The organism is Bacteroides sp. Phil13 (assembly GCF_001940965.1).
Lineage (GTDB): Bacteria > Bacteroidota > Bacteroidia > Bacteroidales > Bacteroidaceae > Bacteroides > Bacteroides intestinalis.
In genome coordinates this window covers 18,390-38,699 of the sequence record NZ_MSHA01000103.1, presented here as the reverse complement: position 1 = coordinate 38,699, position 20,310 = coordinate 18,390, and the positions used below count along the sequence as shown (strand labels likewise).

19 protein-coding genes are annotated in these 20,310 nt (G+C 43.4%); 4 read left to right on the top strand and 15 right to left on the bottom strand.

The features are described from left to right. Nucleotides 1–20: 20 nt before the first annotated feature. Entirely contained in the window at nt 21–1,067 is a 1,047-nt protein-coding gene (locus tag BWI44_RS20330) for a DUF2776 family protein (RefSeq protein WP_115501783.1), read from the bottom strand. A 168-nt stretch (nt 1,068–1,235) separates the two neighbouring features. Between BWI44_RS20330 and BWI44_RS20325 the strand changes: the two genes are divergently transcribed. Further along, entirely contained in the window at nt 1,236–2,288 is a 1,053-nt protein-coding gene (locus BWI44_RS20325) for a linear amide C-N hydrolase (protein WP_195209184.1), read from the top strand. A 227-nt stretch (nt 2,289–2,515) separates the two neighbouring features. Here BWI44_RS20325 and BWI44_RS20320 read toward each other — a convergent pair whose 3' ends face one another. From BWI44_RS20320 to BWI44_RS20295, 6 genes are all read right to left on the bottom strand, one after another. Beyond that, nucleotides 2,516–3,217 carry a LytR/AlgR family response regulator transcription factor gene (locus tag BWI44_RS20320; RefSeq protein ID WP_195209185.1) on the bottom strand — a complete coding sequence of 234 codons (702 nt, stop codon included), beginning with the start codon at nt 3,215–3,217 and terminating at the stop codon, nt 2,516–2,518. Nucleotides 3,218–3,294: 77 nt separating this feature from the next. Next, nucleotides 3,295–4,353: a sensor histidine kinase gene (locus BWI44_RS20315; RefSeq protein ID WP_118423012.1), complete on the bottom strand. Its 1,059-nt coding sequence runs from the start codon at nt 4,351–4,353 to the stop codon at nt 3,295–3,297. A 109-nt stretch (nt 4,354–4,462) separates the two neighbouring features. After that, the gene (locus BWI44_RS20310) at nt 4,463–5,683 is read right to left on the bottom strand and encodes an ABC transporter permease (protein WP_007663470.1); all 1,221 of its coding nucleotides are present in this window, start codon (nt 5,681–5,683) and stop codon (nt 4,463–4,465) included. Between the two features lie 12 nt (nt 5,684–5,695). Further along, on the bottom strand, nt 5,696–6,442 hold the full coding sequence (locus tag BWI44_RS20305; RefSeq protein ID WP_007663465.1) for an ABC transporter ATP-binding protein: 747 nt from the start codon (nt 6,440–6,442) through the stop codon (nt 5,696–5,698). 7 nt (nt 6,443–6,449) lie between these two features. Beyond that, complete coding sequence (locus BWI44_RS20300) at nt 6,450–7,673, bottom strand: efflux RND transporter periplasmic adaptor subunit (RefSeq protein ID WP_195209187.1); 1,224 nt, start codon at nt 7,671–7,673, stop codon at nt 6,450–6,452. Between the two features lie 48 nt (nt 7,674–7,721). After that, nucleotides 7,722–9,149, bottom strand: a complete 1,428-nt coding sequence (locus BWI44_RS20295) for a TolC family protein (RefSeq protein WP_044534137.1) — start codon at nt 9,147–9,149, stop codon at nt 7,722–7,724. 191 nt (nt 9,150–9,340) lie between these two features. Between BWI44_RS20295 and BWI44_RS20290 the strand changes: the two genes are divergently transcribed. The 3 genes from BWI44_RS20290 to BWI44_RS20280 are packed head-to-tail and all read left to right on the top strand — an operon-like array spanning nt 9,341 to nt 12,369. Further along, entirely contained in the window at nt 9,341–9,583 is a 243-nt protein-coding gene (locus BWI44_RS20290; RefSeq protein WP_118216498.1) for a DUF4492 domain-containing protein, read from the top strand. A gap of 56 nt (nt 9,584–9,639) precedes the next feature. Then, nucleotides 9,640–11,190: a cytochrome ubiquinol oxidase subunit I gene (locus BWI44_RS20285; protein ID WP_115501788.1), complete on the top strand. Its 1,551-nt coding sequence runs from the start codon at nt 9,640–9,642 to the stop codon at nt 11,188–11,190. A gap of 33 nt (nt 11,191–11,223) precedes the next feature. Next, complete coding sequence (locus BWI44_RS20280; protein WP_195209188.1) at nt 11,224–12,369, top strand: cytochrome d ubiquinol oxidase subunit II; 1,146 nt, start codon at nt 11,224–11,226, stop codon at nt 12,367–12,369. 253 nt (nt 12,370–12,622) lie between these two features. Here the strand turns inward: BWI44_RS20280 and BWI44_RS20275 are convergent, their stop codons facing one another. The 8 genes from BWI44_RS20275 to BWI44_RS20240 form a co-directional block, all read right to left on the bottom strand. Next, a complete protein-coding gene (locus tag BWI44_RS20275) occupies nt 12,623–13,873 on the bottom strand; it encodes a type IX secretion system plug protein (protein ID WP_195209189.1) in 1,251 nt (416 codons plus the stop codon). A 33-nt stretch (nt 13,874–13,906) separates the two neighbouring features. Next, nucleotides 13,907–14,644, bottom strand: a complete 738-nt coding sequence (mtgA, locus tag BWI44_RS20270) for a monofunctional biosynthetic peptidoglycan transglycosylase (protein ID WP_195209190.1) — start codon at nt 14,642–14,644, stop codon at nt 13,907–13,909. 142 nt (nt 14,645–14,786) lie between these two features. Continuing rightward, nucleotides 14,787–15,461 (bottom strand): OmpA family protein, encoded by a 675-nt coding sequence (locus BWI44_RS20265; protein WP_007663451.1) that lies wholly within the window; start codon nt 15,459–15,461, stop codon nt 14,787–14,789. 96 nt (nt 15,462–15,557) lie between these two features. After that, on the bottom strand, nt 15,558–16,886 hold the full coding sequence (locus BWI44_RS20260) for an MATE family efflux transporter (RefSeq protein ID WP_195209191.1): 1,329 nt from the start codon (nt 16,884–16,886) through the stop codon (nt 15,558–15,560). Between the two features lie 39 nt (nt 16,887–16,925). Continuing rightward, on the bottom strand, nt 16,926–18,344 hold the full coding sequence (locus BWI44_RS20255) for a S41 family peptidase (protein ID WP_195209192.1): 1,419 nt from the start codon (nt 18,342–18,344) through the stop codon (nt 16,926–16,928). 102 nt (nt 18,345–18,446) lie between these two features. Continuing rightward, on the bottom strand, nt 18,447–18,854 hold the full coding sequence (locus tag BWI44_RS20250) for a pyridoxamine 5'-phosphate oxidase family protein (protein WP_021967793.1): 408 nt from the start codon (nt 18,852–18,854) through the stop codon (nt 18,447–18,449). Between the two features lie 78 nt (nt 18,855–18,932). After that, the gene (locus BWI44_RS20245; protein ID WP_007663441.1) at nt 18,933–19,751 is read right to left on the bottom strand and encodes an AraC family transcriptional regulator; all 819 of its coding nucleotides are present in this window, start codon (nt 19,749–19,751) and stop codon (nt 18,933–18,935) included. Between the two features lie 49 nt (nt 19,752–19,800). Next, nucleotides 19,801–20,307 carry a DUF4251 domain-containing protein gene (locus BWI44_RS20240; protein WP_195209193.1) on the bottom strand — a complete coding sequence of 169 codons (507 nt, stop codon included), beginning with the start codon at nt 20,305–20,307 and terminating at the stop codon, nt 19,801–19,803. Nucleotides 20,308–20,310 lie beyond the last annotated feature (3 nt).

The window sequence follows — 20,310 nt, the reverse complement described above, 5'->3', positions numbered from 1 at the left end:
GCAATTATTGAGAGAGTGATTTATGAGTTGGATGTCCCGCTTTCGAGGATGCTGACGATGGAGAACAGTGTGAAGCAGATGCCTCCTAATCCGGCCAATACACGTGCAGGAACAAAGTAAACGTCGTCCAGTGTCGCCATTTCAAACATAAAGGCAGATAAGAAAAGGCAGGTCAGTGCAGTGAGTACTGGAATAAGCGGAATGCGATTCGCCAGTTTGAAGACATTCCGCCAGATAACTGCCAGTAGGATCACTTTACTGGAAATGCTGTAACAAACCAAACCCAGACCTATCATTATATATCCGATGGAGGACTTATCAGGATCGATGTCAGTCAGTATCCAAAGTCCCCAGAGGATACTAAGTGTACCCATTGCCAATACAAGGGCAGGCCACCATTTTCGTTCCGAACCGGCATAAGTGTTCCGTATCTGGCGTGATATGGTAGCTACAAGTGCCACTAAGCTGGTGCATATGCAAGCTAATCCTGCCATAACATGTCCGGCTACGAAATAAGCAACATGAGTGCTGCTTTGTCCTAATAGCCAGAAAGTCCATACCCATGTAATTACAGCAAAGATGACAGCAAGAATAATCAGCGCATCTCCTTGTGCAGATGAGAAAGCTTTTGCCGGTACGGTATGATCCGTTCGTTTTGAGTTTTGTGGGATTAGAGTGAAACGGGTGGATGCAGTGGCAGTGGTAGCTACGCAGGCGGTGATAAATGCTACTCCACAAATGACGTGCCCTGCTACGAAATGGGCGGCAGTAATACCGTCATTTATATAAGTCATTCCACCAATGAAACATACTATTGCAGCCAGATAGCCGAGAATAGGCAATACGTATTTTGCCGCAGTACTGTATGTGTGGATGAGTTGCCGGATGATGGTAGCTGCAGTAGCAAACAATGCAATGCATATCATTCCTAATGAAAATACTACGGGCCCGGCAACAAATCGGTTTACGTCCGTCCCCATGTCGAGCACAAAGGCTCCGTAGCCAAAACAGAAGAGAGCCATCAGCAGTGGGATAGCCCTGAAAAGGATACTAATACCGTAATTCATAACTGTTATCGTTTTTAAGTTTCCCCTTCCAACAGCATTTCTTGTGGTTTGTTTTCAATTTTAATATTTATTTATTTCCGGTAGATAGTCTCCCGGTTCTTTTAAGAACTTTGTAGTCTGTACTTTTGTTAGTATTCATACTTACTAACAACTTAATATCAGATAATTATGTGTAAGACAAATGTATTTTTAATCACCGCGCTTGTGATTATCTTTTCAGTAATACCTCAGAAACGTGTAAGGGCTTGTACACGTGTAGTTTATCAAGGAAACAAAGATATGGTGATAACAGGCCGTACCATGGATTGGAAGGAAGATACCCGTAGTAATATCTGGATCTTTCCGCGAGGCATGGAGCGTAATGGAGAGGTGGGAAAGGACCCGATGCGTTGGAAATCCAAATATGGTAGTGTCGTTACTTCGGCTTATGATATATGTAGCACTGACGGCATGAATGAGAAAGGACTCGTTGCTAATTTATTATGGTTGGCAGAATCGTCTTATCCTCAATGGAATGGTGAAAAACCGGCTTTGTCCATAGCTGCCTGGGTGCAATATATGCTTGATAATTTTGCAACGGTGAGTGAAGCGGTTTCCGAAATAGAAAAGAATACCTTCGATGTGGTATCGGATATGATGCCTGACGGTACACGTATGGCTACTCTTCATCTCTCCATTTCAGATGCTACGGGTGATAATGCTATCTTTGAATATATAGATGGAAAGCTGAATATACACCATAACAGGTCCTATCAGGTGATGACCAATTCACCCGTTTTTGACCAGCAACTGGCACTTGATGATTATTGGAAGACTATTGGAGGAACGACCTTCTTACCCGGCACTAACCGGGCTGCCGACCGTTTTGTGAGGGCTTCATTCTATATTAATGCAATTCCTAAGACCGAAGATACACGTACGGCACTGGCCAGTGTTTTTAGCGTGATACGCAATACTTCTGTTCCGTTTGGCATTAGTACTCCTGATCAGCCGAACATATCTTCAACGCGTTGGAGAACGGTTTCCGATCAAAAGGATAAAGTTTATTACTTTGAATCTACTTTATATCCCAATGTATTCTGGGTTGACTTCAAGGATGTGGATTTTTCAGAGAAAGCACCCGTCAGGAAGTTGAACCTCCTTGATGGTAAGACGTATGCGGGAAATACTGCTAAAGAGTTTGTTACTGCAAAACCTTTCCAATTTTTGGGAATAAAGTGAGTGGAATAGTTGAGATACACAAAAAAGCACTTCCTGTCGTTCGCTCACGGAGGAAGTGCTTCACACAAAAACTAAACTAGACTTAACTAAACTATTCTATTGGGGGAAGTTTCACAACTTCCTTTATCTGTTCGATGCAAAGGTAAAAAAACATTTTTTAATATGCAATAGGAAATTATGTTTTGTCGACAGATTCGGATATTTTATCGACAAATGAATGTTATATTCTAACTCCTTTTATCTAGGAATGCCTGAAATACCTGTTTATAACTATCGCTGACGGGGATATACGTTTTATCGAACACAATTCGTCCGCGGTCAATAACTCTTATTTTTTCTTTCTGGACAATGTAAGATCTGTGAACTCGCATGAAACGGGAAGCTGGTAATAATTCCTCCATTGATTTCATGCTCATAAGGGATAATATAGGCCGGGCACTATCTTCTATAAAAATCTTAACATAATCTTTTAAACCCTCCACATAAAGTATCTTTTTAAGCTCTATTTGTACTAGCTTATAGTCGCTTTTTACAAATATACTTTCAATTTCTTCTTTGGGTTGCTGTAATAGCTCAAACCATTGCACTGCTTTGTTGGCTGCCTGCAAAAAATCTACGTAGGAGATTGGTTTTAACAGGTAATCCAGGGCATTTACTTTATAACCATCGATAGCGTATTGCTCAAAAGCAGTACTAAATACGATACGGGTATGCGGATCTACCATTTTAGAGAACTCGAGGCCATTAAGTTCTGGCATTTGTATATCGAGGAAAAGCAAGTCAACTCGCTTCTCCGGTAGCTCTTTCATAGCCTGTACGGCACTGGAATACTTTCCGTCCAATGTCAGGAACGGGGTCTTATTGACGTAGCTTTCCAATAGGTCTAAAGCTAACGGTTCGTCGTCTACTATGGCACAAGTCAAGTTCATAATGTTGAATATTTAAGGGTTATAGAGTGATAGAATGATAATGTGATAGGGTGATATTACTTTATCACTCTATCACTTTATAACCTTATCACCAATATTGATTTATATTCTTTTCTGTCATCACTTACTCCCTGCTTCCATTCATACCGACCGGGATAGGTCAGTTCCAGACGTTTCCGTACCTGCTCCAGCCCTATACCACTTCCACTTTTATCAGCTTGGCTTTTGGGATGGTAGCTGTTGGTTATTTCACAGCACACCTGACCGGGACTTTCGCTGAAATGGATGCGGATAAAGCTGGGCTCAGTAGGGGAGATGCCATGTTTGAAGGCATTCTCTATGAGGGAGATGAAAATGAGTGGGGCTATTTCCGTACGGCTATCGGCACGGACATCGATTTGGGTCTCTACGGTCACGTTGGAGGCAAGACGGATACGCATCAGCTCGATATAGTTGCGGATGAAGTCCATTTCTTTGCCCAAGGCAACAAAGTTTTGTTGGTTATCGTAGAGAACATGGCGCAAAAGACGGCTCAACTCTTGGACAGCAGCTTGTGCTTTATCGCTGTCAAAAGCGATAAGGGCATAGATATTGTTCAGGGTATTGAGCAGGAAGTGCGGATTCAGTTGATTACGCAAGTTTTTCAATTCAGCTTCTGTACGGCTTTTCTCTGCCTCACGACGGGCAGCTTCCACTTTTATCCAGCGACCGCTCATACGGATAGCAGCTGCCAGACCGACAGTGAGAACCATTGAGAATACGTCGCGCAGAATAAATATCCAACTGGGAGGTCCGGGACGCTTGGGAGGAGTGGACTTCACATAGGTATGGAAGATGAAATCCTGCCAGAAGTGTACACCAATAGCGGTGCAAAGTATAAGCAGGAGGTTCAGTATGATATACTGTTTAATTCGTCCTTCAAACAGAAAGCGGGGAATAAAGAAGCAGTAGTTTATATAAAACACGATAAGGAACGATATCGGCACTGTACTGCCATGACGCAGGTAGTCTATCCAGCTAACCGTGAATCCACTGCGGTTCATCAGCAGAAATGGAAAGGCAAAAACAATGCCCCATCCGATGATATGAATGAGGACTTCTACAATCCGGCGTGTTTTGGGTTCTTGCATAATCATATTACAAAAATAATAATTTTAATGAAAAATGAAGAATGAGGAATGAAGAATTTCCATACAAATATGACTGCGCAGCATAATTCTTCATTCTTCATTTTTCATTCTTCATTTACTCGTATCTGATTGCCTCTATCGGATCCAGATCTGCTGCTTTCTTAGCCGGATACCAGCCAAAGAACACACCAGTGACGGTACAGACTGCGAAGGAGAGGAATACACTCCATGCCTGGATGTAGATGGGCCAGTGGGCTACGTTCTTCACAATGAATGAGGCTCCGCAGCCGATGACGACTCCAATGATGCCACCTGTAATACTAATAAGGATGGCCTCAATCAGGAATTGTGAAAGAATATCCACGCCACGTGCGCCTACGGACATACGCAGACCGATTTCACGCGTACGTTCGGTTACGCTGACATACATAATGTTCATGATACCGATACCACCTACTACCAGAGAAATGCCGGCAATACATGCCAAAAGTGTAGTCATTAAGTCGGTGGTAGAATTCAGCATCGTACTGAGTTCTTGCTGGCTACGGATGGTGAAATCATCGTCATCATTTTCTTTCAGCTTGTGATTACGGCGCAGGATGGTGGTAATTTCGTCCGTGGCATAATCTGTCATGTCTTCGGAGAGGGCAGAGGCAAAGATACCTTGAAGATAGGTAACGGCCAACATGCGTTTCATTACGGTGGTGTAGGGGGCCAGCACAATTTCATCCTGGTCCATACCCATGGAGTTGTATCCTTTCGCTTTGAGCACACCTACTACACGTAGGGGAACCTGATTGAAACGGATAATATGTCCGATAGGGTTCTGTCCGTTAGGGAAGAGGTTGTCTACAATAGTCTTACCTATGATACAGACTTTTGCTGCATTCTGGATGTCAGCTTCGGTGAACATCTCGCCGCTTTCCACACTTAACTGGCGAATTTCGAGGTATTCGGTACCTACACCATTTACGGAGGCAGGATAATTATTGTTTCCGGCAATAAGCTGTCCGCTGGACGATACGTTTGGACTGACAGCTGCCAGAAAGTTAGTCTCATCTCGTAATGCTTCATAATCGGTCAGTTTCAAAGTCTGCATGGAAGAAGCATCTTGACGGACACCGCCACGCGTATCACTGCCCGGGTGAATCATGATCATGTTCGACCCCATTTCCGATATCTGTGCCTGGATACTTTTCTTCGAACCCTGTCCGATGGCAAGCATGGTGATGACGGAGGCCACACCAATGATGATACCCAGCATGGTGAGGAAGGCGCGAAGCTTGTTGTTGGCAAGGGCGCGGAGGGCTATTTTGAAAAGGTTTGTTCCGTTCATAATTTATATTTCTTAATCTTCATCATTTTTCGGTAATGCTGCCAGTGCCGCTGCTGCCGATAGAATTTTCGTATTCACCGTGTCTTCCGTCACATGCCCGTCACGCAGACGAATGTTCCGGCTACTGTACTGGGCTATTTCGGGATTATGGGTAACGAATATAATGGTGCGTCCTTCGGCATGTAGTTTTTGGAAAAGAACCAATATCTCAAAAGAAGTACGCGTGTCCAGATTACCTGTTGCCTCATCGGCAAGGATTACCGCAGGGTTGTTTACCAAGGCACGGGCAATGGCTACACGTTGCATCTGTCCACCCGACATCTGGTTCGATTTATGTTCCAGACGGTCGCCCAGCCCTACGGCTTGCAGAGCTTCTATGGCCCGGCGTCTGCGTTCGGCTGCTGAGACAGAAGCATTATACATTAAAGGCAATTCTACATTCTCCACGGCAGTTGTCTTTGCCAGCAAATTATAGCTTTGGAATACGAAACCGATTTTCCGATTTCGTAATATGGCGCGCTGAGGCTTGCTCATGGTACGTACGGATATACCGTCCAGCAAGTATTCTCCACTGGTAGGAGTATCGAGGCAACCCAGGGTATTCAACAGTGTCGATTTACCGGAACCGGACGTACCCATGATGGTGACGAACTCTCCTTCGGCAATGGAAAAGGAGATGCCACGCAGGGCATGCACCGTTTCCTCGCCCACTTGGAAATCACGCCGGATGTTTTGCAATTCTATGACTGTTTTACTCATAATATGATTACTTATTATTTTTCTTTTTATTGTTTCCCGGAGGGCCAGGCATGAAAGGACTTCTTTCTCCTCCTTCCTGTCCTTCGGCTACAGCTGCCTGTCCGCTGCCTGTGCTGATTACTGCATCAGCTACGACTTGCGTGTTTTCATTGATGCCACCTGTAATTTCCGTCATAATTCCGTTAGAGATACCGATGCTGACCGGATGTGCGGTAAACGTATCTCCTTCACGGGTCCATACCTTATGCTCTCCTTCGCAGTCCTTGATTACGGCATCCTTGCCTACCAATGGAACTGCCGGTGTAAAGCGTAAAGCCTTTGTTGGAACACTCAGTACTCCTTGTTTATCCAGTGTATAGATTGTAATGTTTGCTGTCAATCTCGGTTTCAACTTCAAATCAGGGTTGTGGGCGGAGATCACTACTTCATAAGTTACCACAGTGGTAGATGTAGTGGTACTGCTTGAACTGCTGGTTGCTCCAAGACGGATTTGTGTAACTTTACCTTCGAATACATCATTCGGATAAGCATCTACTGTAAAGCTCACACGTTGTCCTTCTTCTACATCGCCTATGTCAGCTTCATCTACATCGGCCACTACTTGCATTTGTGTCAAGTCCGCAGCAATGGTGAAGAGGGTCGGAGTTTCGAAGCCGGAAGCTACTGTCTGTCCTTCTTCTACATCACGGCTGATAACAACGCCGTCGATAGGAGAGGTGATGGTGGCGTACGACAAGTTACGTTCTGCTTTGGCAAGAGATGCCTTACTACTGTCATAGGCACTTTTGGCTTTCTGGTAGTTGTAGAGGCTTTGCTCGTAATCCGTATCGCTGATGAGTTGCTTCTCGTGCAGACCTTTGTTGCGTTCGTAGTTCTTCTGTTGATATTCATATTCGGCTTTGGCACCATCATAGGTTGCTTTTTGTGAAGCAAGCTCACTTTGCAGGGTCACTTTATCCATTTCGGCAATGAGTTGCCCTTTGGTCACTACCGAATTATAATCTGCATACAGCTTATCAATGATACCACTGACCTGTGTACCTACTTCCACTTCAGTCACCGGTTCAATGGTGCCTGTGGCAGTCACAGAGTTGGAAATGTCGCTACGACTTACAGTAGTCGTCTCGTATACCACTTTCCGTTTTTGGGCTTCTCCGCCAAATGCCCAAATAGCTAGGCCGGCTACAATGATGACTCCGACCGCCATACTGATAATTTTCTTCTTGCTCATATCGTTTCTTTTATTTATCACTAATCACTCTATCACCTTATCATTCTATCACAACCTTATCCCTTCTCCCTGGTAGAATCGCAATAACTGTGCATTCAATATAGCCATATATTTGGCTTGCAATGTTTCCTGTTGCGCATTGAGCAGGTTATTCTTCTCTGTCAGCAGTTCTACTGTATTCTTCATGCCCAGGTTGAACTGCTCTTGAATGAGATCGTAACTTGTCTGTGTACTGCGTAGTTTCTCGGCAGCTGCTACATATTGTTGTTGTGCACTATTGGCATCTAACCATAAACTTTCAATAGTCTTGTATAAGGTCTTCTGCTGATCCTGCAAGTCCAGTTCGCTGGTCTGTTTTTGCAGGCGGGCTTTCTGTACCGCACTTTTGGTTTGACGGTTGTTGAAGATAGGAATGCTTACGGTCAGACCTAATGAGTTGTTCCAGTTATTCTTCACCTGTTCGGAGAAGGAGAAATCATTGCCGTTGGCGTTCGTTGTACCGATACCGGCACTGAGGCTCAGTGTAGGGATATATCCTGCTTTGGCAATGCTGATATCCAAATCGGAAGCCTGTACATTCAGCTTGCCCGATTCTATCTCAGGACGGAAAGTGAGAGCAGCTCGATACACATCTGTTTTGGTGGGCAGGGGCGTCAGCACATTTTCATCACCTAAGGCAGGCAGATAGAGATTCATTTCACTTTCACCATCCAACTCCAGAAGTTGTTTCAGTTGTAATTTGTAATCTTGCAAGGTGGCTTGTGCCGTCACTAACTGATATTTATCAGTGCTGACCTGTGATTCCAACTGTGCGAGGTCGCTCTTGGCGATACTTCCGGCCTCCAGCAACTGTTGTCCGCGATCACGTTCGGCCTGGCTGACGGCAAGAGTATTCTCATTTACTTTAACAGCTTCGGCAGCGTAGAGTATCTGCACATATATTTGTGCAATGCTCTCTTCGATAGAATTTTCACTTTCGGCTACATTGAGTTCGGCAATGCGGTTGTTCAGCTTCTGTTGCTTGATGGTGTTCAGGCGCTTGCTGCCATTGTAGAGGGTCCAACTGGCATCAATACCATAGCTACCGTTGTACGACGTCTTACTGGTGCTACTGGTGATGTTGTCACCATCGATAATCGTATTCGTCTCGCTGTTGGGGCGGTTTACGATACGTTGGCTGACACTTGCCGACAAACTGGGAAACAGGGCTGCTTTCGCAGTTTTCACATCCACTTCGGCGCTTTCCGCACTGATACGGTTACGCTTCAGGGTGATGTTGTGTTGCAGGGCATAGTCAATGCAGGTTTGCAAGTCCCACTGAGAGGGGAGCGCCGCATCGTCTTGCGATGAAGTACTTTGTACTGTGATTTCCTGCGCTGCAGTGGGAGTCGCATCCTGTGCCTGCAGAGTCGTGCTGCCGACACAGGCGCTTGCCACACTGAGTGTTATCACTGTCAATCTTCTTACGTTTCTCATATCTTCGTTATGCTATATTGTTTTACGTTTGCGAAGATACAGTGTCGTAAAATGCCCTGCAAAATAGATAGACGGTTCGGAATTTTTCGACGCCGGAATGCTTTTTTGTGTCGATAACTAACTTTTTGCCCTTTTATTTGTTATTTAGAATATAAAAGTTTTATATTTGTAATGATTATAATTTCTCTATTATGAAGAATACAATCCAGAAAATCTGGCGGTTTTACGTCGATGGATTCCGGGGTATGACGCTCGGGAAAACTCTGTGGTTCATTATTCTGGTGAAACTGTTCATCATGTTTTTCATATTGCGTATATTCTTCTTCCCCAATTATCTAAACTCGTCTGCGGTAGGCGAAGATAAAGAGGAATATGTAAGTAGGGAACTTATTGACCGTGCTCTTGGTGATCCTCCTTCTTCCACTCCGGATTGACCAGCGCTTAATACTGTAAATTACTTATAACTTCATAATTAATAACTTGATTTCTTATGCTTGAACACATCGACACTTCTCTGATTGACTGGTCGAGGGCGCAATTCGCACTGACAGCCATTTATCACTGGATTTTTGTGCCGCTCACATTGGGGCTGGCAGTCATCATGGGTATCATGGAGACCATGTATTATCGTACGGGGGATGAGTTTTGGAAACGCACCGCCAAGTTTTGGATGAAATTGTTCGGTATCAACTTTGCCGTGGGAGTGGCCACGGGACTGATTCTTGAATTTGAGTTCGGAACCAACTGGAGTAACTACAGCTGGTTTGTGGGCGACATTTTTGGAGCACCACTTGCCATCGAAGGAATTTTGGCTTTCTTTATGGAAGCTACTTTTATTGCAGTCATGTTCTTTGGCTGGGATAAGGTGAGCAGGAAATTCCATCTGGCATCTACCTGGCTGACGGGATTGGGGGCCACAATATCTGCTTGGTGGATACTTGTGGCGAATGCATGGATGCAGAATCCGGTGGGGATGGAATTCAATCCTGATACGGTGAGAAATGAGATGGTAGATTTCTGGGCAGTAGCATTATCACCTACAGCAGTAAATAAGTTTTTCCATACCGTGTTGTCCGGTTGGGTGCTGGGTGCTGTATTTGTGGTAGGTGTTGCCTGCTGGTTCCTGCTGAAGAAACGGGATAAGAAGTTTGCATTGTCAAGCATAAAGATTGCTGCCTGGGTAGGTTTGGTTTCGGCTGTGCTTTCTGCATGGACCGGTGATGGGTCGGGTTATCAGGTGGCGCAAACGCAGCCGATGAAGCTGGCAGCAATGGAAGGTTATTACGAGGGGCAGCAAGGGGCCGGATTGGTAGCAATCGGTATGCTGAATCCTGAAAAGAAGACATACGATGACGGACAGGCTCCTTTCCTGTTCAGGATGGAGATACCAAAGATGCTCTCTTTGCTTGCTGAAAGAAAAATGGATGCATTTGTACCCGGTATTACAGACTTGTTGGAGGGTGGATATGAATTGAAAGACGGTACCAAAGCACTTTCCGCAGAAGAGAAGATAGAGCGTGGGAAGACAGCAATTGCTGCATTGGCAGCTTATCGTGATGCCAAGTCGGCAGGTAACGAGGAAGATGCGAAGATAGCGGCCAAAACGTTGAAAGAAAATGTAGCTTATTTCGGCTATGGATATATTAAGGATGTGAATGATCTGGTACCTAATGTACCGTTGACATTCTATGCTTTCCGTGTGATGGTGATGCTGGGTGGTTACTTTATATTGTTCTTTATTGTAATACTGTTCCTGGTATATAAGCGTGATTTGTCGAAGATGAAGTGGATGCATTGGGTTGCATTACTGACCATTCCGTTGGGCTATCTGGCGGGACAAGCCGGATGGGTAGTTGCAGAGTGCGGACGTCAGCCGTGGGCTATACAGGATATGTTGCCTGTGAATGCGGCTATTTCTAAGCTGGATGTGGGTTCCGTACAGACGACATTCTTTATCTTCCTGGTGTTGTTTACTATTATGCTGATAGCAGAAATCGGTATTCTGTTGAAGGCAATAAAGAAAGGACCGGAGAATAATTAATAATTAGAAATTAATAATTAAAAATTAAAGTTCATGTCTTACGTTTTTCTACAACAATATTGGTGGTTCGTGGTATCATTGCTGGGGGCCCTTCTTGTATTCCTGCTGTTTGTGCAGGGAGGTAATTCGCTTATCTTCTGTCTGGGTAAGACGGAAGAACATCGGAAGATGATGGTTAACTCTACAGGGCGGAAATGGGAGTTCACATTTACGACGTTAGTTACGTTTGGCGGTGCATTTTTTGCATCGTTCCCATTGTTCTACAGTACGAGTTTTGGTGGTGCATACTGGTTGTGGATGATTATCCTGTTTAGCTTTGTGTTGCAGGCTGTCAGTTATGAATTCCAGAGCAAGGCGGGTAATCTGCTGGGAAAAAATACATATCGTACTTTCCTGGTGATTAACGGTGTAGTAGGTCCGGTACTGCTGGGTGGTGCGGTGGCTACGTTCTTTACAGGTTCGGAGTTTTATATCAATAAAGCCAGTATGACGAATACGGTGATGCCTGTTATCAGCCATTGGGCAAATGGCTGGCACGGACTGGATGCATTGGCTAACCCATGGAATGTAGTGTTGGGATTGGCTGTATTCTTCCTTGCACGTATTTTGGGTGCATTGTACTTTATTAATAATATTGATGATAAAGATTTGGTGGCACGTAGCCGTCGTTCCCTGATAGGAAATTCGGTGTTGTTCCTGGTATTCTTTTTGTCATTTGTTATCCGTACACTGTTGGCGGATGGATATGCTGTGAATCCGGAGACGGGAGAAATCTTCATGGAGCCTTATAAGTATCTGACGAACTTTATTGAAATGCCGGTGGTGTTGGTGCTTTTCCTTATTGGGGTGGTACTAGTGCTTTTTGGTATTGGGAAGAGTTTGTTGAAGCCTAAATTTGATAAGGGTATTTGGTTTACAGGTATCGGTACGGTACTTACAGTGTTGGCATTACTGCTTGTTGCGGGCTACAATAATACGGCTTATTATCCTTCTACAAGTGATTTGCAAAGTTCACTGACGCTGGCAAACAGCTGTTCCAGTGAGTTTACATTGAGGGTGATGTTCTATGTTTCTTTCTTGGTTCCGTTTGTGCTCGCGTATATCTTCTATGCTTGGAGGAGCATTGATATACATAAGATCGATGAGAAAGAGATGAAGGACGGAGGGCATTCGTACTAAAAGGCTATTGATTCATTTGTTTTATATAAGGGATTGTTTTGTTCAGGACTAATGAATATAACGTTTGCTCTTAGGAATAATTGGGTGTCAACGTTGGTTAACAGATCTGTCAACGTTGGTTGACGGTTCTGTTAACCAACGTTGACAGGCCTGTTAACCAAGGTCAACACTCTATAAGACTTACTGTTTAGATGCAAAATGAGCTGGGTAAATACCTGTTTAGCTTGCTTCTTATACCTGTTTAGGTAGCTTCTTATTTATAACTAACCTGTTGCATACCAATCAGTCGGTCATACCTCTCTCCAAAAGGCCGGTGATAAACAAGTATCAGATATTCATTCTCCGTTTCATAGAAATTCCCCTCTGCCTGTGCGGTGCTTCCTACTGTACTTCCGGGGGCTACATACAGATACTGGTAATTATATGCTCCCTGCTTCAGCAATCGGGCACACTCATAAGCGTGAGTCTCCGGATTATATTTCAGCAGATTCTCTTCATTAAAATCATCATACGTGAAAGCTCCTTGCAGATAAAACTTTCCCTCTGTAAGCGGATTCTCCCATAACAGAGAGAAATGTACAAAGAAGTAATCTGCTTCCGTATTGTTATCCACCGCTTCATCATACCGTATTACAAAACGTCCATTTTGATCCTGGTCATAACTATAATTGAGTAGACGAGGCAGGTCCGGTTGCAGCGTGACGTGATAGTAAGGGGCATGATAGCGGATACTTTCCACACCTTGTGAGGCATATCGTGTACTCACCATTTCGAAACGGCGATATTCGTTTCTTGCTGGAAATATCAGCGCACGGTTATGTTCGTAGCGTAACTGGTCAGGACCAACGTAAGAAGGTTGAAGATTGGTAACTTCGTTGTCTGTACGATTATCTTGTAAAACGTGCACTTTGATTTCATTCTGAGGGTTACGAATGGGATATCCCTTATGCTGGATACTGAAGCTGACTTGCTGATGGGTCTTGTTACGATCTATCTCTGTATCACTGCTGACTTGTGCTGATATGTTTACCTCTTTCTCCAATATCCGGAAGCAAGTGCTGAAAGCGGGTTTATTCTTGCCCTCTGCATCATCATAAACCACCAGACGATAGTTACCGGAAAGTTTGGGACGTACCTGGTCATTAGGAAGCGTTAGGCGATAGTGTGTGTAGGGCAGAGTAGTGTTGACGGAAATATCGTGATCCTCTATCGGATTATCATTGAAACCATCCAGGTATTCTGTTTCGGAAAGGTCGGACGGGGTCCAGTCTGCATTGCAATGTGTGAGGACATACTGATAACGATGGTAATCGTGCGTGAGGTGGTCGAATGAGATTTCTACAGTTTCACCTTCACCTAACCGGATGACGGCAGGAGCCATATAGTCGTTGTTGGCGATGACCTGCACCGTATGTATATGCGGATTATAAACTTCTGTACGTTGGGCATGTGCTCCACAACAGATAAGTATGCAAATTAAAAACAATGGCAAGACCTTCTTCATCCCGTAGATATTAATGCCACAAATATACACAGATTATTTCTTTTTCTTCCTCTCTGTCTTCTGCTTCTTGGCTGCTTTCTTTTCTGCTTTTTCTGTTGGAGGGAATTTGGGAACTAACTTCATCAACCTTAATATCTGTGACTGTCTGCGCAGGATGTAAGCTGACGGGTGTGCGGAATCAAAGCGTATGGGGTTAGGAAGGGTTGCTGCAATCAATGCACTTTGACCTGCTGTTAGTTTAGCAGCAGTGGTGTGGAACTTGTATTTGGCGGTAGCTTCTGCTCCATAAATACCTTTTCCCATTTCGATAGAGTTAAGATATACTTCCATGATCCGTTCTTTCGACCAACAGAGCTCAATAAGCCAGGTGAAGTAAACTTCAAGTCCTTTTCGCGTCCATGAAGATTGGGGCCAAAGAAATACATTTTTTGCAGTCTGTTGGCTGATGGTACTGGCTCCTCGCTTCCGCTTTCGTGTTTCATTCTCTTTCATAGCTTTTTTTATTTCTATGAAATCGAAACCATTGTGAGTAGCAAAGCGATTGTCTTCCGAAGCGATTACCGCCATCGGCAGGTGAGGAGAGATTTTATCAAAAGAAACCCAACTGTGATGCCAGACCGGTTTTTCGCCTTTAAAAATCTGTTGGGTACTACGGATAACCATAAGGGGAGTGAAGTAAACGGGAATAAAACGATAGATCACCACTGTGAGAATAGTGGAGATAAAGAAAAAGAGTATCAGATTGCGTAGGATTCGCAAAACCTTCTTCATATTTATTGCCGTGGCTTTTGTTGGTTAGTAACGTACTACGAGCTACAAGTACGGACGCTTTTAGGTGTGATAGCAAAATCTTTGCTTTTTCCTAAAAAACATTGCGTAGCAACTTGTAGCTCGTAGCTTTGTATCTTGTAGCTTATTTACCTGCTTCTGCGTTCTTAATCATCTGTTCGCTGGCATACATATAGATATCCACACGACGGTTTTGACTGGCTGTCATGCTGTCATCATACTGATTGTAGCCTACGCCTTCCACTTGCTTGAATTGTGCAGGAGAAACGCCGCAATCCTGCAGATAGTTTTCTACAGTATATGCACGGTCTTTTGAAACTTTCATGTTTGCTTCATAAGTACCTACTTTATCTGTATGGCCTACGATAGCAATGTCCGTTGTAGGGTCTTCCTTCAGAATCTGGGCCAGTTCGCGCAAAGAAGCTTTTGATGTATTGCTCAATGCTGATGAATTAAAACCAAACAGGATGCCTGATTCGAAAGTTACTTTTACAGCAGCAAGTCCGTTGGTATCGGTTACTTTCTCTACTTGTGCACCTTCAATTTTGGCAGCTTCGGCAGCTTTCTTATCCATCTTATGGCCAATGGCAACACCGGCACCTGTACCTACTGCCGCACCGACAGCCGCACCGATAGCTGCGCCCTTACCTTTACCGATAAGTCCGCCAATGATAGCACCGGCTGCTGCGCCTGATCCACCACCAATCACACCGCCTTTTGCGGTATTGTTCATTGTACTGCAACTTCCTAATAATATAGCACCGCTCAATAACAGTACACTAATTTTCATCTTTTTCATAATTTGTTCTTTTAAAAATGTTACTATGTTTGTAATGCAAAGTTAGATATATAACAAATATGTTGATGTTATGTTTAGGCTTTTTCTTCTCCATTTTTAGAGAATTTTTCTTTTTATAAATATAAACCAGAGTGTGAGGATAAATCCTTTAGCAATGGTGGTTGCACTTACGGCCCACCATATAGCATCTACCCCCATTCCCATGTGTACCAGAAGCAGGGCTACGGGTATACGCATATAGTTGCACGATATACTGATGATGGCTGGTGGAATTGTTCTTCCCAATCCGTAGAATACGCCTTGCATGGTAATTTCCAGCATCATGAAGAGCTGTGAATAACCGTCTATACGCAGGAAATCACCACCTACGCGGAAAGCCTCCGGTTCGGGTACGAAAATGGAAAACACTTCACTTCCAAAGAAAATGAAGAGTAATGAGCATAGGGTACCGAATATAGATGTCATCCAGAGTGTAGTGCGCCAGGCCTTTTTTACTCTTGATTTTTCTCCGGCAGCATAATTCTGTGCAATGAAGGTACTTAATGCGGTAGAGAAACCTTGCGAGGTATTCCAGGTAATGGCTTCTATTTGTCCTCCGGTAGTGAAAGCCATAAGTCCGATATGTCCCCCTTGTTCCGAAGCCGTACGCGAAAGGAACATATTGACAAAGGCAAACAAGGTATTCAGCGTAGCTACCGGAAGCCCGAGCTTGAATATACGGTGGGTGTATTTCTTTTTAAGACGGGTAAGAAAAGGGAAGCCTCCCAGCAGATTGTCTTTATACCGTAGCTGATAAATGAAAATACCGAATACTGTAGCTTCGGATAACCATGTGGCGAGGGCTGCACCCACTGTTCCCCAGCCAAAACCGAAGATAAATAACGGGTCGAGTATGATATTCATTATCAATCCGGTACCACTGATGTAGAAAGGTGTCTTGCTTCGTCCTGCCGCATTGTATATTCCTGTGAAGGCGGCCGATAAAAATACGAAAGGTAATCCTGTTGAGACAATACGTAGGTAAGTTACGGCATTCTGTGTGATATGCTCTTTCAGTTCGAATATATGCAGGATAGGATCGGCAAATAGAAATAACAGGGCTGCCCAGCATACAGAAATGAGCAGGGCAATACTGATATTATGCGAAGCGAATTGCCGTGCATCTTGTTCGCTACGAGCCCCGATAGATTGCCCTACGCTGACTTCAGAACCTACTTTATTCAGCAAGGCTATGGAACCGGACATCCAGGTGAGTATACCTACTGCACCGACAGCAGCAACTGCTTCGCTGCCTAAACGGCCCACCCATGCCATGTCCGTCAGGCTGTACGCCATCTGGATAAAGGAAGTAGCCATAATAGGTATCGCCAGATTAAATAACTGGCGATTGATAGGCCCTTTAGTCAGATTCTTTGTTCCTTGCATGATTTACAGTCTGTAAATTTCGGACTGCAAATTTACGGATTATTTGTTAATAATCACACTGCCGGTTGCTTTTCTGTCTATTGAGTTACCGGGAACCTTTTTGTAAGCGACTGTGCCCGGTGCATCTATACTCCGGGTGAGGGTGGTTTTTCCGTCAATCAGGTCTATGGCAGCTTTAAATAAGTGTTCATTCGGATCTCCTAAAGGAAACATTTCAATGGGAGATACAGTTTGAGCATCAACGTATGTGAATGCTTCGTCAAGTTGTACATCCGGCGCTATTCCATCAGCATAATCAGTAAAGTCTACTGAATTGTATATTTGACAAACAATAGGGTGCATCTCCCACTTTTTGTCGTCGCTTGTATATTCCAGTGAACCGACGTTTTTACCTACAGTTGTTTCTCCAATTACCACAACATTCATAAAAGGTTCCAATGAGTTGATCACCATTTCCGAAGCGGATGCACTGGAACTACTTACTAATACATACAGTGTTTTTAGGTTCAGGTTTTTCCCGTTTGATCCGAGCAAACTCTTGTTTGTATTAAATTGGACCTTTTTGTTTTTTTGTTTATCATTGTATTGTAGGTAACCTAATTTGTTGCCAACTTGATTTCCTGGTTGGAGAATGGTACATAATAAGATACCGGAAGATAATGCTCCACCATTGTTGTACCGTAAATCCAAGACAAATTCATCCACTCCGTTAAAGTCAGAGCCTGAAAGAGATTTTAAATGGTCGTCGTAAGACGTGTCATCATCGCTTTTCCCTGCAGTGAAATGGTTGTAAAGCAGATAACCTACTTTTTTATTTTTGACCGGACTTTCGATGACATTCCATGTATATACCGGATCATCTTCAACTTTCCGGGCTGATGCTAAATTTATTTTTTCATTCTGAATCACAAACTTCTTTGTTGCCGGGTCCCATTTGGCTATTGTTAATGAACAGGCTTCGCCACCGGATAATGATGCAAAATTAGCATCTGTAACTGGAGCATCATTGATTTCTGTAATCCAGTCGCCTCGTTGCAATCCGGCATCATCAGCCGGCGAACCTTTTACTACATATAGTACGAGCGCAAGTATATCCTGATGTGTTTTATCAGCATAAATACCTGTAAATTCAAAACCGTATGAATACTCTTCATTTATCGTACTACGCGTATTTCCTCCTGTGAGTTCTTTGATATAGGAGAAATATTGGTGTTTGCTTTCACGAACTTTCCCGTCTTTATCAGACAGTAATGAATAAAAGAAAGTTTCCGGATCATTCGCATAATTCAGCTTGCCGGCTACCGGTATTTCATTGTACCAATAGTAATGTTCGCGCATGGTATCCTCTATCCATGCCTGCGTATCAGGACGATCACTGTTACCACTTGGATCGTCATCATCCTTGCAGGCACTTAAAGAGAGACAGATGAACAGGAATAATAAAGTTTTGATTTTCATATATAAGTTCGTTTTATAGTAAACGCAAATATATGAATTTATATTCTTTATTGAGTTAATTTCCGATAGATTATCTTTTTATTGAACACAGCTTAATACTCATTAAACTTTTCTGTGGATGAACTTTCCCTCTATCCAGTAAGTGGCATGGTTAGCCTTGAACTTTAATATGACATAGTTCGGGTCAGTCGGGCCGCCGGGAAAATGGTTGATGAACCAGTCTTGCCAAAGTTCTTGTTTGATGTCTGCATCTGTGATAACTTCTACATCACCGGTCATGCAAACACTGTCTCCCTGGGCATAGAAACATAAACCACCTTTCGGATTCTTTCGAAAATCAACTGTTTTCCATGAGTCGTTTCCGGTTGACATCCAAACGGTTGAAATACCTTCGGCTTTAACCATACTCATTGGTACAGGGCGGGGATATCCCTCTTGGTTAATAGAGGTAAGAACTACTACTTCGCTCTTTTGAAGCATTTCTGCGGCTTTCTTTTCAAGTGTTTCCATCTTTTTAATCTGTTTTGTTAATTGAATGGTGCAAATATAAGTAGCCGGAGATATTCCTTCATTGTATAAAAACGACATTTACGCTTCTACGTAAGTCAGCGTGACTTCTTCTTCCGGCGAAGGAAGGGCCAGAAAAGAGTAGGGGGTATTACCTGACATTCTTTTTATTTCTCTTGAAAGATGGGGGACATCATAGTATCCTGCATGAACAGCAGTAGATAACAGGTTATCGCAGGTAGCACTCCTCAATAGATCTACCGCATTCTTGAATTGCATAATTCTGCTGTATATTTTGGGAGTATATCCTGTATTCATTTTGAATTTACGTTCGAATTGTCGTTGGCAGAGACAAATATCTTCCACTAATGATTGTACCGGGAGTTTTCCCTGATGACGGTTTATTTGTTCTATGGCAAACGCAATCTGTGGGTCCGTCTGTAGATCATATTTGTATAAAGACTTGATGAATAATTCTTCTATTATCTTTATTCTGTCTCCAAAGTTATCCTCTTCACATAGTCTTTCTGCAAACGAGGCATCGAAGAAGTTAGTTACTTCATCAGCACAGATTCTTTGATTGGTAAGTTCGTGCAGGGGTAATTGTATGAAACGTGATAATCCGGAAGGTAGAAAACGGACTCCCAGCATATGAATGGTTTCCGCATAAGCTACCAGTTCCGAGTAACTATTCATCGGTCCAATGAAGTAGGAACGGTAAGGTTTCATGGTTAGCCTGCCATCTACCGTCTGTGTAGCCTCTCCAAGGGTGAAGATAAAATCCGTGCATCCGTCGGGAAGTATGTTGATGCGCATTCCATATTCAGGATTGCCTTTAAATTCCCAATATTTGTCAATATAGGGGGAGAGCAGACTGCATGGTGGGTATTCTTTGTACATAAATTTAGGATGTCATTGCACAAAGGTAATCATTGGCAGGTTATATACCTTATTTTTCCATTTCTTTTTCCGTCATATCTACTTCTCCCTGAAAGTTGATGGACTGGCGGTTTTGCATGTTTACGAATATGGTAGAGGAGCCGTTGCTAAAAATATCGATATCAAAATTGAATTTATCTTCCGTGCTCCGTGCCGTGAATTTAATTTTTGCTGTTCCTTTCTTATCCCAATCCAGTTTATAGTCGGTAAGTGGAGCTTTGAAGTTAAGCCCTTCTCCGCCACCATAAGGAATTGAATAGGCCCTTCCATAATAAGGTAGATGGGATATGATGGAATCGTTTCTGATTTCTATAGAATATGGAGAAGTCAGCATCACGGACCGTCCCCTTGCAGGAAGTGCCCGGTTCACATCTATTTTATATTTCCCGGATGTGATGAGTTTTTCAACCGCTTGTTTCTTTAGCTCTTTCTTTTCTTTCTTAGTTTGTGCAGAAAGAGTCGGTATACTGATTGCCATAATCAGCAATAAGGAAAAAATAATTCGGATTGCTTTCATACA